The 14,898-nt window shown below is 67.3% G+C and carries 14 protein-coding genes; 7 read left to right on the forward strand and 7 right to left on the reverse strand.

Annotation, left to right across the window (positions count from 1 at the left end; translation table 11 throughout):
* Window positions 1–58 precede the first annotated feature (58 nt).
* From glgC to QX108_RS27545, 3 genes are all read left to right on the forward strand, one after another.
* Window positions 59–1,324, forward strand: coding sequence for a glucose-1-phosphate adenylyltransferase (glgC, locus tag QX108_RS27535; protein WP_315722286.1), 1,266 nt, complete (start codon window positions 59–61; stop codon window positions 1,322–1,324).
* Window positions 1,321–2,787, forward strand: a complete 1,467-nt coding sequence (gene glgA / locus QX108_RS27540; RefSeq protein ID WP_315722285.1) for a glycogen synthase GlgA — start codon at window positions 1,321–1,323, stop codon at window positions 2,785–2,787. Before glgC ends, glgA begins: the two co-directional genes overlap by 4 nt.
* 223 nt (window positions 2,788–3,010) lie before the next feature.
* Window positions 3,011–4,483: a D-aminoacylase gene (locus QX108_RS27545; RefSeq protein ID WP_315783618.1), complete on the forward strand. Its 1,473-nt coding sequence runs from the start codon at window positions 3,011–3,013 to the stop codon at window positions 4,481–4,483.
* Between the two features lies 1 nt (window position 4,484).
* Here the strand turns inward: QX108_RS27545 and QX108_RS27550 are convergent, their stop codons facing one another.
* From QX108_RS27550 to QX108_RS27560, 3 genes are read right to left on the reverse strand one after another with little or no spacing between them, the layout of a single operon-like run.
* Window positions 4,485–5,234, reverse strand: coding sequence for a CoA-transferase (locus QX108_RS27550; protein ID WP_315783620.1), 750 nt, complete (start codon window positions 5,232–5,234; stop codon window positions 4,485–4,487).
* Window positions 5,231–6,049, reverse strand: coding sequence for a CoA transferase subunit A (locus QX108_RS27555; protein ID WP_315722282.1), 819 nt, complete (start codon window positions 6,047–6,049; stop codon window positions 5,231–5,233). Before QX108_RS27555 ends, QX108_RS27550 begins: the two co-directional genes overlap by 4 nt.
* 57 nt (window positions 6,050–6,106) lie before the next feature.
* The gene (locus QX108_RS27560; RefSeq protein WP_315784137.1) at window positions 6,107–7,132 is read right to left on the reverse strand and encodes a LacI family DNA-binding transcriptional regulator; all 1,026 of its coding nucleotides are present in this window, start codon (window positions 7,130–7,132) and stop codon (window positions 6,107–6,109) included.
* Between the two features lie 158 nt (window positions 7,133–7,290).
* Between QX108_RS27560 and QX108_RS27565 the strand changes: the two genes are divergently transcribed.
* Both QX108_RS27565 and QX108_RS27570 read left to right on the forward strand, forming a co-directional pair.
* Window positions 7,291–8,592 (forward strand): Xaa-Pro peptidase family protein, encoded by a 1,302-nt coding sequence (locus QX108_RS27565; RefSeq protein WP_315783622.1) that lies wholly within the window; start codon window positions 7,291–7,293, stop codon window positions 8,590–8,592.
* 25 nt (window positions 8,593–8,617) lie between these two features.
* A complete protein-coding gene (locus tag QX108_RS27570) occupies window positions 8,618–9,583 on the forward strand; it encodes an NAD(P)-dependent oxidoreductase (protein WP_315783624.1) in 966 nt (321 codons plus the stop codon).
* 6 nt (window positions 9,584–9,589) lie between these two features.
* Here the strand turns inward: QX108_RS27570 and QX108_RS27575 are convergent, their stop codons facing one another.
* The 3 genes from QX108_RS27575 to QX108_RS27585 all read right to left on the reverse strand — a co-directional run bounded on the left by QX108_RS27575 (window position 9,590) and on the right by QX108_RS27585 (window position 12,490).
* Entirely contained in the window at window positions 9,590–10,903 is a 1,314-nt protein-coding gene (locus tag QX108_RS27575) for a tetratricopeptide repeat protein (protein WP_315783626.1), read from the reverse strand.
* Window position 10,904: 1 nt separating this feature from the next.
* Entirely contained in the window at window positions 10,905–11,915 is a 1,011-nt protein-coding gene (locus QX108_RS27580; RefSeq protein ID WP_315783628.1) for an aldo/keto reductase, read from the reverse strand.
* Between the two features lie 152 nt (window positions 11,916–12,067).
* On the reverse strand, window positions 12,068–12,490 hold the full coding sequence (locus tag QX108_RS27585) for a PaaI family thioesterase (protein WP_172110161.1): 423 nt from the start codon (window positions 12,488–12,490) through the stop codon (window positions 12,068–12,070).
* Between the two features lie 79 nt (window positions 12,491–12,569).
* Here QX108_RS27585 and QX108_RS27590 point away from each other — a divergent pair, with 79 nt between their 5' ends.
* Both QX108_RS27590 and QX108_RS27595 read left to right on the forward strand, forming a co-directional pair.
* On the forward strand, window positions 12,570–13,199 hold the full coding sequence (locus QX108_RS27590; protein WP_315722277.1) for a CoA pyrophosphatase: 630 nt from the start codon (window positions 12,570–12,572) through the stop codon (window positions 13,197–13,199).
* A gap of 25 nt (window positions 13,200–13,224) precedes the next feature.
* The gene (locus QX108_RS27595) at window positions 13,225–14,391 is read left to right on the forward strand and encodes a hypothetical protein (RefSeq protein ID WP_315783631.1); all 1,167 of its coding nucleotides are present in this window, start codon (window positions 13,225–13,227) and stop codon (window positions 14,389–14,391) included.
* Window positions 14,392–14,575: 184 nt separating this feature from the next.
* Here the strand turns inward: QX108_RS27595 and QX108_RS27600 are convergent, their stop codons facing one another.
* Window positions 14,576–14,878, reverse strand: coding sequence for a hypothetical protein (locus QX108_RS27600; RefSeq protein ID WP_315783633.1), 303 nt, complete (start codon window positions 14,876–14,878; stop codon window positions 14,576–14,578).
* Window positions 14,879–14,898: the final 20 nt, after the last annotated feature.

Here is a 14,898-nt window from a genome sequence, read left to right on the forward strand (position 1 = left end):
CATCGTTGACCGGGCCGCGGAAATCATGACGCGACAACGAGTTGCAGGGAGGAGAACTATGGCACCCGCCGCCAGGACCGAGCCGCTGTCCCGTCATGCGCTGGCCTTCGTATTGGCAGGCGGGCGCGGCAGCCGCCTGCTCGAGCTCACCGACCGGCGCGCCAAGCCCGCCGTCTATTTCGGCGGCAAGTCGCGCATCATCGACTTCGCGCTGTCGAACGCCGTCAATTCCGGCATCAGGCGCATTGCGGTGGCGACGCAATACAAGGCGCACAGCCTGATCCGGCACTTGCAGATGGGCTGGAACTTCTTCCGCCCCGAGCGCAACGAGAGCTTCGACATCCTTCCCGCGAGCCAGCGCGTCTCGGAGACGATGTGGTACGTCGGAACGGCCGATGCCGTGTACCAGAACATCGACATTCTCGAGACCTACAATACGAAATACATCGTCGTGCTCGCCGGTGATCACATCTACAAGATGGATTACGAGCTGATGCTGCAGCAGCATGTCGACCAGCGCGCCGACGTCACCGTGGGCTGCCTGGAAACGCCGCGGGCGGAGTCCTCGGGCTTCGGCATCATCCACATCAACGAGGACGAGACCATCCGGGACTTCATCGAGAAGCCCGCCGATCCGCCGCCGATTCCCGGCAAACCGGACATGTCGCTCGCGAGCATGGGCATCTATGTCTTCGACGCCAAATTCCTGTTCGATGAATTGAAGCGCGACGCCGCCGATCCGAACTCCAACCATGATTTCGGCCGCGACATCATTCCCCATATCGTCAAGAACGGCCGTGCGGTCGCGCACCAGTTCACGCGCTCCTGCGTCCGCGCCGGCCATGATCCGCGCAGCTACTGGCGCGATGTCGGAACGGTCGACGCCTATTGGGCCGCCAATCTCGACCTGACGGACGTCGTCCCGGAGCTCGATCTCTATGACCGCTCGTGGCCGATCTGGACCTATTCGGAGATCACGCCGCCAGCCAAGTTCGTTCACGACGTCGACGGACGCCGGGGCGAGGCGACGTGCTCGCTGGTCTCCGGCGGCTGCATCGTCTCAGGCGCGCAGGTGCAGCGCTCGCTGCTGTTCACCGGGGCTCACCTGCATTCCTACGCCAAGCTGCAGAACGCGGTGCTGCTGCCTTACGTCAACGTCGCCCGCCACGCGCGGCTGACCAACGTCGTGGTCGACCGCGGTGTGCAGATTCCGGAAGGGCTCGTGGTCGGCGAGGACCCGGAATTCGATGCCAAGCGGTTCAGGACCACGGAGAGCGGCGTCACCTTGATCACCCAGCCGATGATCGACGGGCTCAATTCATGACGCCGCTGCGCGTTCTGTCGGTTGCGTCTGAGGTCTATCCCATCGTCAAGACCGGCGGTCTCGCCGACGTCGTCGGCGCGCTGCCATGGGCCCTGATGGCCGAGGACATCGAGGTCCGCACGCTGATCCCCGGCTATCCCGCGGTCATGGCGGCGCTGGAGCAGGTCAGCGAGATCAGCTCGCTGCCGAACTTCTTCGGCGGCAACGCCCGGCTGCTCGGCGGCAGCCATGGCGCGCTCGATCTGTTCGTGCTCGACGCGCCGCATCTGTATGACCGCGAGGGCAATCCGTATCTCGGGCCCGACGGCAAGGATTGGCCCGACAACGCCTTCCGCTTCGCGGCGCTGGCACGGGCGGCCTCCTATATCGGGCTCGGCACGGTGCCGGGCTTCGTGCCCGATGTCGTTCACGGTCACGACTGGCAGGCCGGGCTGGTGCCGGCCTATCTGCTCTACAGCCACCGGCCGCATCCCGGCACGGTCATGACCGTGCACAATCTGGCGTTCCAGGGCCGCTTTCCGCGCCATCTGCTGGTGCCGCTCGGATTGCCGCCGGAAGCGTTCTCGATCTACGGCCTCGAATATTACGGCGACATCAGCTTCCTCAAGGCGGGGCTGCAATTTGCCGACAAGATCACGACGGTGTCGCCGACCTATGCACGGGAGATCCAGAGCGACGAGCAGGGCATGGGCCTCGGCGGCCTGCTGCGCCAGCGTGCGTCCGATCTCGTGGGCATTCTCAACGGGATCGACACGGCGGTGTGGGATCCCGGCAGCGATCCGGCCATCCCATCGCATTTCGGCATCGAGCGAATCGAGGCGCGCGCGCCCAACAAGGCTGCGCTGCAGACACGGATGGGATTGCAGGTGGCCCCCGAGACGTTCCTGCTCGGGGTCGTCAGCCGCTTGACCTCGCAGAAGGGCCTCGACCTCCTGCTGGCCTGCCTGCCCACCGTCACGAGCAGCGGCATCCAGCTGGCGCTGCTCGGCGATGGCGACGCCGAGCTGCGCGAGGCATTCCGCGCCGCGGCGGCGCGCCATCCCGGACAGATCGGCGTCGTCATCGGCTATGACGAGAGCCTCGCACATCTCATCCAGGCCGGCTGCGATGCGCTGGTCGTGCCCTCCCGGTTCGAGCCGTGCGGCCTGACCCAGCTCTGCGCCCTGCGCTACGGCGCGCTGCCGATCGTGACCGCCGTCGGCGGCCTTGCCGACACCGTGATCGACGAGACCGAGGCCGGCATGGCCGCGACCGGGTTCAAGTTCGCATCCGTGACCGCCGAAGCACTCGACCAGACCCTTCGCCGCGCCGCCGCCGCGTTCTACGCCGCCCGCAGCAACGCCTCGAACTGGACCCGCATGCAGCTCAACGCGATGCTGACCGACGTGTCGTGGCGGCACCGCGCCGGCCGATATGCCGATCTGTACCGGCAGATCGTCGCGCAACGGCGACCGGCGGGGTGACACGTCGTTCGGCTGGCCCGGCCCTTACCTCGCCGTTCGTGCCCGCCATCCCACTCCCCGTACGAACGAGGAGAGGGAGCGCACCGTGTGTGGCCCGAGCGTCGGGCTCCAACCGCCATTCAGGCAGCCCAGCCAAGCGTGCGGCTCATGTGGATCGCGCTGGACGCATCGGGACAGCATGCGGATAGTCTCGGCAGCCTTCTACAGCTTTCCGCGAGACCCCATGACCGACACCATGCCTCCAATCGATTCCCTCGATCTCATCATCCGCAACGGCATCGTCATCGACGGCACACGGGCGCCGCGGTTCGACGCGGATGTCGGCATCAAGGACGGCCGCATCGTCGCCATCGGGGATCTCGATGGCCGGACCGCGGTGCGGGCAATCGATGCCACCGGCCGGATCGTTGCGCCGGGCTTCATCGACTCGCATACGCACGACGACAGCGCCGTGCTGGTCGATCCCGGCATGACCTGCAAGATCTCGCAGGGGGTCACCTCGGTCGTCACCGGCAATTGCGGCGTCAGCATCGCGCCGCTGAAGCCAGGCTCGCCGCGCCCGATGCCGCTCGGCCTGCTGTCGCCGGGCGGCGAGAAGGTGGTCGAATATGCCGCGTTCGCCGACTACGTTGCCGCTCTGCGCGCGGCGCCGTCGGCCGTGAATGTCGCACCGATGGTCGGCCACACCTCCTTGCGTGCGTCGGTCGTGAGCGATCTCGGCCGCGCGGCGACCGAAGCCGAGATCGTCGAGATGCGCGCTTCTGTGCAGGAGGCGCTCGATGCCGGCGCCATCGGCGTCTCGACAGGGACGTTCTATCCGCCGGCCGAGGCGGCGCCGACCGAGGAGATCATCGCGGTCTGCCGTCCGCTCACCGGCAGCGGCGGCGTCTATGCGACGCATATGCGCAACGAGGCGGACGACGTCGTCAAATCGCTGGAGGAGAGCTTTGCGATCGGCAAGGCGCTCGACGTCCAGGTCGTGATCTCGCATCACAAGGTGGTGGGACCCGCCAATTTCGGCCGCACCAAGGAAACGCTGCCGCTGATCACGAAGGCGATGAGCTGCCAATGCGTCGCGCTCGACTGTTACCCCTACAATGCCTCCTCCACGATGCTGCACACCGATCCGGCCAAGCTGCAGGTCAGGGTCGTCGTCGCGGCGTCCGGCCCGCATCCCGAGGTCGCGGGCCGCGATCTGGCCGACATCGCCGCCGCCTGGGGCGTCGATCGGCTGGAAGCGGCGAAGCGGCTGCAACCGGCGTCGGCGATCTATTTCGCGATGGACGAGGCCGACGTGCAGACCATCCTCGCCTTCGAGCCGACCATGATCGGCTCCGACGGCCTGCCATTCGGCGAGCGGCCGCATCCGCGCCTCTGGGGCACGTTCCCGCGCGTGCTCGGCTATTACTGCCGCGAGCTTGCGCTGTTCTCGCTGGAGACCGCGGTGTGGAAGATGAGCGGCTTGACCGCGCAGAATTTCGGCATCCAGGGCCGCGGCACGCTCGCGGTCGGCAATCACGCGGACATCACGATCTTCGATGCCGCCAGCGTGCGCGACAGCGCGACCTATGATGAGCCCTGCGTGCCCGCCGCCGGCATCGAGGCCGTCATCGTCAATGGCGCGCTGACGTGGTGGCAGGGCGCGCACCAGAACGCGCGTGCCGGCCAGGTGATCACGCGCGCGGAGGTGCAGTGAGCTAAGCCGCCGCGGCCATCGATCGCGCGAATTCCGGATAGCATTCGGCGAGCTCGTCGACGATCCGGCCGCGGATCAGCTCGACCGTCGCGCGGTCGGGCATGGGGGTCGGCGGCACGATCTCGGGCACCTCGTAGTCGAAACCGGTTCGGTCGCGCACGTCCTCGGCGGAGTAGCCGGGATGCACCGAGCGCAGCCGGAAGCCGCCGCGCTCGCGGTCGAAATCGAACAGCGCGAGGTTCGTCAGCAGCGCGTGTGGGCCGCCGCGCCGCTTCACCTCCGGCGTCGTTGCCGCAGCGCTGACGAAATCCACCTTCGGCACCAGCACGCGCGGCGAATGCTCCTCGCGGAACAGGATCACGCGCGGGACGAGGTGGTACAGATAGGCCGAGCCGAACGAGCCCGGCCAGCGGACGTCCATGCGTGGATAGTCGCCGGTGCCGACCAGGTTGATGTTGCCCGCGCCGTCGATCTGGCCGCCGCCGAGGAAGAACGCATCGACGCGGCCCTGCGCGGCGCAGTCGAACAGCTCGACGCCGCCATTGGTGAAGAAGTTGTGCCGGCTCGAGCCGAGGATCGAGATGCGCACCGGCGGCTTGCCCTGTTGTTCGTTGCGCGCCCGCAGCAGCATCGCGCCCGCGGCCGGAATTGGCGAGGAGGCGCCGACGGCGACATGGCGGATGCCGTCGAGCAGCCCGGCGATGACGGTGATCAGCAGCTCTTTCCGTGCGCGATCGTCCTGCATGGTCATGCCACCTGCTTGCTGCGGCTCAGGAAGGCGGAGAGATAGGCGCGAAACCCCTCGTCCGTGCGCGCCATCGCGGCGTAGCGCGCAAGCTCGGCCCCATCCGTCTCGTACTCGTCCCACAGCGGCAGCGGCCAGGCGCCGTTCTCGGCGACCGCGATCGCATCGACATAGAGCGCCGGCAGCACGCCGGCGGCGGTATCCTCGGTCGCCATCAGGTCGCGCTCGACGATGCGCTCAACGGTGACCAGCGTGCGCCTTGCGGCGTAGGCCATGGTCGCGAGCTCGCGATAGCGGCCGATGCGGACATTGCCGAAGCGGTCGGCTTCGGGCGCGTGGAACAGCGCGACATCGGGCGTGATCGCGGGCACCACCACCACCTTGCCGGGCTCGCCAACCGGGCTGTCGATCACCTTCCAGTCGGGACGGACCTCGAGCAGGTCGCTGCCGATGATGCCGGCGATCGGCATGAACGGCACGCCTTTTTGCGCGGCCAACAGGCCGGCATGGATCGCGGGGCAGGTGGCGTCGCGCAGCCTGATGCTGCCGGCGCGGATGGCCGCTGCGAAGCGTGGCGCGCCGCCGGCTTCGCCGAGCGAGACGGCGCTGGTTTCGACCGATGACGCCACGCCTGCGCCGATCAGCAGATCGGCCTGCAGCCCGCTGATCGGCACGCAGACCAGGTGCAGCCCGGTCAGGCCGGCCTCGATCATCGCTGCTGTCGCGGCCATCGAGACGCCGGCACGGTCCACCGGGATCGTCACCGACTGGCCCGGTTCAATCGACGCAACGAGCGCCTGCAAGCCGACCATCTCGGTCATCGGCGTGTCCTCCTGTTGTTGCTTCGACGTCGAATGTAGCCGTGCTTCGCGGAGCTGTCAGTGGCCACATGCGATGGTCGACCCCCGGATGATCAGCTGCGGCGCGAGCACGATGTGCTCGCTTGCCGCCTCGGGACCGGCAATCCGTGCCAGCAGCAGCCGCGCTGCGGCTTCGCCCATGTCGCGCTGCGCGATACGTATGGTGGTGAGCGGCGGCGCGACCATGTCGACGAACGGCATGTCGTTGTGACCGACGACGGAGACGTCGTGGGGGCAGGCGAGGCCGCGCACGGCCAGCGCGTCATAGACGCCGAGCGCCAGCAGGTCATTGGCGGCGACGATGGCGGTCGGCCTGATGCGGCGAGCGAGCAGGCGCAGCGCAGCCTCGCGGCCCGCCGCCCGCGTATAGGCCTCGACCGTCTCGACCGGCGTGTGGCGGGCGGACAGGCCGGCGTCGCGGACGCTGGCCTCGAAGCCGGCGCGCCGGCGGGCGCCGGTCGAGACGTGCTGCGGGCCCGCGACATGACCGATACGCTGATGGCCGAGCGCGACGAGATGCTCGACAGCCAGACGCATGCCCGCCGCATCATCACTGGCGGCCGAAGGCAGCTGCCCGGCGGCATCGACGCGATTGACCAGCACGACCGGCAGCGCCGCATCAAGGCAATGCTTCACGACTTCGTCGTGCAAGGTGACCGTCGCCAGCACCAGGCCATCGACGCCACGGGCGATCAGACGGTCGACGAGATCCTGCTCCGAGCCGTTGCTGCCGACGTCGACGACAATCGTCGCATAGCCTTCGGCATTGAGATGATCGGTGATGCCGGACAGCACCGGCGGAAAGCCGGGGTCGGCGATATCGGGGGCGAGCACGCCGATCAGACCGCTGCGTCCGGTGCGAAGGCCCTTGGCGGCCATGTTGAGCCGGTAGCCGAGCGCGTTGGCGGCGGCCTTGATCCGGTCGGCGACATCGTCGGCGACGAGGTGCTTCATCGCGGGGCTCAGGGCGCGCGAGACCGTCGAGGGGTGCACGCCGCAACGGGCGGCAACGTCCTTGATCGTTGGGCGCGACGCTGCCGCCATGCGCCGGCCCACCGTCGATTGCAACGTCCGCTTCATGTCCAGCCCCCGATGTCGCAGCGCAGCGACGTTTTGGCCCGATCCTACCTTGACACCCTTAACGTGTGTGCAATAAATCCGGCTCTGCAATCGATTGCAATAGCCCACAGGGAAACGTCCACATGACAGCGAGCGCGCTGAAGCCGCATCTGGTCAGCCCCGAGCATCTCGATCCGCATTGGCGCTGGAGCCGCGCGATTCCCTCGCATGGCCACGTCTCGGTCGACTTCGAGCGCCGTGTCGATTTCGATCGTCTCAGGCGATACCGGCTGGCCCGGGCGCGAATGGCCCTGAAGAACTCGGGCTGCGGCGCGTTGCTGCTGTTCGACGTCAACAACATCCGCTACGTCTCGGGCACCAAGATCGGCGAGTGGGAGCGCGACAAGCTGTGTCGTTTCGCGCTGCTGGCCGGCGATGGCGAGCCGATCGTATGGGATTTCGGCTCGGCCGCCGTGCATCACCGCATGTTCTGCGACTGGCTGGCGCCCGAGAACTGCCGGGCCGGCATGCTGGGCATGCGCGGCACGGTGCCGCCGGCCGTCGGGCTGATGAAGGCGCATGCCGAGGAGGTCATGAGCCTGTTGCGCGCCGCCGGCGTCGCCGACATGCCGGTCGGCGTCGACCTCGCCGAGACCGCCATGTTCTTCGAGTTGCAGAAGGCCGGCATGAAGGTGGTCGACGGCCAGCAGGTGATGCTGGACGCCCGCGAGATCAAGAACATCGACGAGATCATGCTGCTCAACCAGGCCGCGGCTATGGTCGACGGCGTCTATCATTCGATCTACGAGAACCTGAAGCCGGGCGTACGCGAGAACGACATCGTCGCGCTCGCCAATAAGATGCTCTACGAGATGGGCTCCGACGACGTCGAGGCGATCAACGCCATCTCCGGCGAGCGCTGCAATCCGCATCCGCATAATTTCACCGACCGGATCCTGCGCCCCGGCGATCAGGCCTTCTTCGACATCCTGCAGTCCTATCAGGGCTATCGCACCTGCTACTACCGCACATTCAACGTCGGCCGCGCCACGCCGGCGCAGCACGATGCCTATAAGCAATGCCGCGAATGGCTCGACAATGCGATTGCGCTGATCAAGCCGGGCGTGTCAACCGACACCGTCGCCAAGGTCTGGCCGAAGGCCGAGGAGTTCGGCTTTCCCTCGGAGATGGCGGCGTTCGGCCTGCAATTCGGCCACGGCCTCGGTCTTGCGCTGCACGAGCGGCCGATCATCTCGCGCCTGGTGTCGCTGGACAATCCGATGGAGATCAAGACCGGCATGGTGTTCGCGCTGGAGACCTATTGTCCGGCCACCGACGGCTTCTCCGCCGCGCGCATCGAGGAGGAGGTCGTCGTCACCGACAAGGGCTGCCAGGTGATCACGCTGTTTCCCGCGGAAGAGCTGCCGATCGCCAACCGCTACTGAGCGAATTTGAGAGGGAGTAACGCAGATGGCAGCGACGCATTCGCTCGGCTGGATCGGCATGGGGCGCATGGGCTATCCGATGGCCGAGCGCCTGCTCAAGGCCGGCCACAAGGTGTCGATCTTCAACCGTACGCGCGCCAAGGCCGAGCCGCTGGCGGCGAAGGGCGGTGTCATCGTCGACCATCCGGGCGATCTTGCGGGATGCGATATCGTGTTCACCATGGTGTCGACCGGCAAGGATCTCGAGCAGGTGTATTTCGGCGACAACGGCCTCGTCGCCTCGCGCGACGGGCCGCGTCCGAAATTCCTCGTCGACTGCTCATCGATCGGCATCGAGCAATCGGAGGCGATCGCTGCGAAATTGAACCGGCTCGGCTGCGAGTTCGTGCGCGCGCCGGTGTCGGGCAACGGCAAATGCGTCAAGGCCGGCAAGCTGTCGTCGGTGGTCTCCGGACCGAAGCCCGCGTTCGACATCATCGAGCCTTATCTCGCGAAGATCGCCGTCTCCGGCGTGTCCTATGTCGGCGAGGGCGAGCTGGCGCGAATCTGCAAGATCGCGCACAACGTGTTCCTCGGGGTCGTGATCCAGAACCTCGCCGAGATCACCATCCTGGCGCAGAAGGCCGGCGTGCCGCGCCACGCGTTCCTGAACTTCATGAACGCGAGCGTGATGGGCTCCACCTTCACCAGGTACAAGAGCAATGCGCTGGTCAATCTTGACTGGACCACGACCTTCACGCCGCCGCTGCTTCGCAAGGATCTCGACCTCGGCCTGTCGGCGGCGCGCCAGCTCGACGTTGCGATGCCGGTGACCGCTGCGACCCGCGAGGCACTGCAGGCCCATGTCGGCGCCGCCTCGCTGCAGCCAGATCCCGCCGCCTATCTGGAGAAGGACTTTGCCGCGCTGCTGGAGACCGTGGCGCTTGCCGCCGGCCTCAAGCTTGCGCCGGAGAACGTGCCGATGCCGACCGGCCTGGAGACGGAGGGGTAAGGCCGCTCAGTTGCCGGCGAGCGCCCGCCAGCGCGCATCGCGCGCTGAGGGACGACGGTGCAGGCGGGCGTCCAGCACGTCACGGGCCTGCGCCAGCGCGCCGCTGCGGATCAGCGCCAGGATGTAGGTGTCCTCGATCACCTCGCGCTGGGCGTGGCTGCCGCCGATGCGGGCGAGATCTCCCATCACGGGTGCGAGCTCGCGGGTGCAGCCGCGCCAGTTGCCGTCGGCGAAGGCCCGCAGGCCGCGCAGCATGTGCGGAACGATGCGGCCTGCGGGGAGCTTGCCTTCCGCCAGCCGCCGCTCCATCGCGGCCAGGCGCCCCTTGAGAGCGGCGCCGTCATGCGTCGCGGCGGCGATCATCACGAGGTGCATCTCGACGAAGGCGAGACTCGAGCTCGTGAAGCGATTGCTCGCATAAGCGGCCGTCTCGGCCCATGCGTTGGGCGGCACCGGCTGCTGTTCCGCCGTCAATCGCCAGAGCAGAGAGGCGCAGTCGGACAGCGTGTTGAGCGGCGGCGCCGTGTCCATCGTCGGCACCAGCACGTCCGTGTAGACCGCCAACGCCTTCTCCGCATCGCCGCGATCCAGCGCGCCCAGCGCCTGGTGCCAGCAGATGTGACCGTGCAGCATGCCGGTGCGGTCGTAGTCGCCGATCCACCCCTCGACGAGGGCATCCGCCTCATCCAGCGCGCCGTCCTCGAACATCGCATGCAGCAGCGCATGCACAGCGTAGGCATTGTGCCGGCGCAGCGCGAAGCTGCGCTCGGTGACGGCGCGGCCCTTCGCCGGCTCGCCGGCCTCGGTCAGTGCCCAGCCGTGGTTGGACATGAACCACCAGTCCTCGCCATAGGCTTCGGCAAAGCGGTCGCAGAGGTCGCGGCGGGCGGCGTCGTGATCGGCGCGGCCGGAGAAGGCGAGCAGGCCGAACGCGCCGAGCGGCAGCGCCATGATCATGGCATCGCGCGGCCAGCTCGCCAGATGCGCCAGCGTCGCGGTCATCGCGTCCGCGCCGCGGCCTTCGATGACGAGCGCCAAAGTCGCAATATGGCCCCGCTCGCGCGCCGTACCGTTCGCGGTCGCGAGGTCGCGGGCGCGCTTGATGGTCTGCAGCGCCGGCTCGCGCTGCTGATAGATGGCATGGATGCGCGCGCGGGCCGCGTGCGCCAGCGCGAAATCCGGATCGAGCATGATCGCGCGCTCGAAGGCATCAATCGCGCCGGGCCAGAAGGCGAGCAGCAGATCCATGCCCTCGCGATAAGCGGCGGCCGCCTCGGCGGAGGCGGTCGACAGCGGCAGGCCGTAGCGATCCTCCTCCATCTCAGCCCACCCGTGCCCTGCGGCCCTCGATCGGATAGGCCGGGTCGTTGTAGCCGGGCGTCGAGGCGTGGCCGGTCACGACCAGGCGCTCGATCAGCGCCTCGTCGTCGGCGGCAAACGGATAGTCCAGCGCCCGGACGTAGTCGTCCCATTGCGCCTCGGTGCGGGGGCCGGCGATGACCGAGCTGATGAAGGCCGAGTTGAGCACCCAGGCGACGGCGAACTGGCCGGGGGCAAAACCCTTGGCCTCGGCGTGGCGCTTGATCTCCTGCGCCAGCTTCAAGGATTCCGGCCGCCATTCGGTCTGCATCATTCTCGTGTCGTTGCGGCCCGCCCGCGTCTCCTTGTCGGGCGGCGCATCGGGGCTGTACTTCCCAGTCAGCACGCCGCGCGCCAAAGGGCTGTAGGGGACGACGCCGAGGCCGTAATAGCCGCAAGCGGGCAGGTGCTCGACCTCGGGCATCCGGTTCATCGCGTTGTAGTAGGGCTGGCTGACCACGGGGCGGTCGATGCCCATGGCATCGCAGAGATTGCAGATCTCGGCGAGCCGCCAGGCGCGGTAGTTGGAGACGCCGAAATAGCGGATCTTGCCGGCACGCATGAGGTCGCCGATCGCGCGCACGGTCTCCTCCAGCGGCGTCGCGTGATCCTCCTTGTGCAGGTAGTAGATGTCGATGTGCCCGGTGCCGAGGCGCTTGAGGCTCTCCTCGGCCGCCTGCAGCACCCAGCGCCGCGACAGGCCGGCGCGGTTGGGATCATCGCCCATCGGATTGGCCAGCTTCGTCGCGACGATCCAGCGGTCGCGCTCCCCCGCGATGGCGCGGCCGACCACCTCCTCCGAGGCGCCCTTGTTGTAGGCGTCGGCGGTGTCGATGAAATTGATGCCGGCGTCCCGCGCCTTGCTGATGATGCGGGCGGATGTCGGCTCGTCGGCAGGACCGCCGAACATCATCGTGCCCAGGCAGATCGGCGACACTTTCAGGCCGGAACGGCCGAGCTGGCGATAGTTCATTGAAGCCTCATTCCTGCCATAAGCGAGCATGGATTTGAGGGACGATAGCTCGCCCCGCGCGTCATTGCGAGCGCAGCGAAGCAATCCAGGGCTGCGCGCGCGATTCAGCATTGCTTCGCTCCGCACTGCGCTCGCAATGACGGCGGAGAAGCCTACTCGCTCCTCAAGATCTTGAACACGCCGGAGGCCATCGCGATCACGCGGTCAGCAGCGGTGACCTCGGTGGTGATGAACACCAGGCTGCGTGTGATCCGCACCACGTGCGGCCGAGACACCAGCGTCTCGCCGATCTTCCCGGACTCGACGAAATGCGTATCGAACTGGATCGTCGCCATGTGCTCCTTGCCGGCGGCATAGCGGGCCGTCATGCCGCAGCTGCGGTCCGCCAACGTCATGATCACGCCCCCCTGGACCAGGCCGCGACGATTGTGGTGCTTGTCCTCGGTGACGATGGCGTATTCGTGAACGCCATCGACGACGCGCTGCCACAGCGGTCCGATCAGGTGCAGGAAGCCCGAGGTGTCGACGATCTCCCAGCCGTCAGCTGTCATCCGGGCCGCGGCTGATTTCGTCATCTCTGTCGACCTTCCCTGTCCTGGCCACTTCGGCTTGCGGGCCGTTTCATCGGTCGCCGGCCTGGTGTAGTCAAGTTGCATGGCCATGCCGTTCGACGATGCCACAAGGCGGAAAATCGCAAGCCGTTGCGCCGATTTCGTGCGACGGGACCCGGCGGAGCCGATGGTCTCGCTGAAGCCTGCGGCCGTGGTGATCGCGCTCGCCCCGGAGCACGAGACCGGGACCACGGCGCTGCTGCTCACCCTGCGTGCCGCGGGCCTGCGCAGCCATGGCGGGCAATGGGCGCTGCCGGGCGGGCGTTGTGATGCCGGCGAGACGCCGGTGGAGGCGGCCTTGCGCGAACTGGCGGAAGAGCTCGGTCTGATGCTGGCGCCCGACGCTGTGCTCGGCCTGCTCGACGACTATCCGACGCGGTCGGGCTATCTGATTACCCCCGTCATCGTATGGGCGGCGAATGGCCGCACGCTCCGGCCGAATCCGGACGAGGTCGCCTCGGTGCATCGAATCGGCCTCGATGCGATCGCGGCGGACGACGCGTTCGATTTCACCGTGATCCCCGAGAGCACGCGGCGCGTGATCAGGTTTCATGCCCGCGAGGGCCTGATTCACGCGCCGACCGCTGCCATGATCTATCAGTTCCGCGAGGTGCTGGCCGGCCGCGACACGCGCGTCCACGAGCTGGAACAGCCGGTGTTTGCCTGGAAGTAGCCGCCGTTTCGGCTACAAGGGCCACATGCTTCATCAGCCGATTCGCACGCTCGCCTTAATTGTCGCAGGCGCCTCGTCCCTGCTGGCGGAACCCGGCCCCGCGGCAGCACCGCGCGATGCGCTGGCCCAGATGGCCTCGCCCGCGGCGATTGCGGAGTACCAGCGCAAGCTCGCTGAATATCAGCAGGCCCGCGCCGCGTTCGACCAGGAGGCGGGAGCCTATTGGAAGGCGATCTCCGACAAGCGCCGGACGCGCAACGCCAAGCGTCGCGACCGGCAGCCGATCGGGCTCGACGATTATGTGCTGGAGCAGCCGCCGGTCTATAGCGGTCCGAAGCGGCCCGTGAATCCGGAGCCGGAGCCTGAAGGCGAGCCGCGGGAGCGCAAATACATCCCTGTCGTCGCCGACCTCGTGAAGGCGGCGCAGGAGCATTTCCAATGGTCGCCGCAGCGACCGAACAACGACATCGATTTCAAGCGTGCCTACGCACGCTTCGCTGCCGCCGCCGGGCTCACGCGGGAACAGGCGGTGCGCGTCTATGCCTTCGAGACCGGGGGTAACGGCAAGCACGACTCGCAATCGGGCTTCAAGGGCAACCGGGCGATTTCGACCGCGATCGGCTACAATCAGCTGCTGACGACCAACAGCGTCGAGCTGCTGGCGGAGCAGGGGCCGCTGTTCATCCGTCTGCTCGGCGAGCGCGTCGCGCACACGTCGGGCCCGGCGCGCGGTGCGATGGAGCACAAGCTGGCCGTCCTGAAGAAGATGGTCGCGATCGCGCGCTCGGTGCCGGACGAATGGTCGGCGCATGAGAAGATCGGCAATACCCCGCAGGGCTGGGCGATGCATGCGATGGTGCTGGATATCGACGTCGGGCCGATGCTGCAGACGCACAAGCTGTTGACGTCGGTGCTGTTCGCGCGCGCCAAGGGCTACACGAGGCCGCTCTCGGCCGCCGAGCTCGAGATGATGAACCTGACCGGCGACGGCACCGGCTTCGACATGGTGACGATGCCGCTGGACATGCGCGACCAGGTCCCGACCGCGAACTTCTTCCAGCGCGGCGGTTATGAGCGCAATCCCGTCGCCGTCCGCCACAACACCGTGGCGAAGCTGCTCGCGGTCACCGATGCCAGAATGGATTCGCTGAGCAATCTCCCCGGCGCCAAGGAGCTGGCGGCTGCGTTCTGAGGGGCTCGCCTGGCGCATCGTTCGGATGCGCGATGCACGCCCCAGCGTCGTCCCGGCGAAAGCCGGGACCCAGAATCTCAGGACGTTGTGATTGTGACGAACGTTGCTCCAGCGTACCCGATAAGCGAGGACGGTGTTTATGGGTCCCGGCTTTCGCCGGGACGACGGCGTTGACGATTCGCGCTCACTCGTCCGCCCCGAACGAGAAGCTGCCGTCGCCTTCGAGATAGGGGGCCGTCCGCATGTAGAGCTGGCCGTTCTGGCCGACGAAGAACAGCGTTCCCTTTGGCACCTTCTTGGCGCCCTTCAGCAGCATGTCGGCGTTCTTGGTGCCCATCTTGTAGGCGAGCGTCTTGCCGTCCTTGCCATAGGCGTAGCCCATGGTGGGCTTCAGCTCCCACGGCTCGGGAGGGGCCGCGCGGCTGACGCTGGTCAGCGCGCACACCGCGCCGAGTGCAATAAGGGCTTTCAGAAACGGGCTGCTCATATCCTCCTCCTCCAATTCTC

It is taken from the genome of Bradyrhizobium sp. SZCCHNR1002 (genome assembly GCF_032381435.1).
Taxonomy (GTDB): domain Bacteria; phylum Pseudomonadota; class Alphaproteobacteria; order Rhizobiales; family Xanthobacteraceae; genus Bradyrhizobium; species Bradyrhizobium aeschynomenes.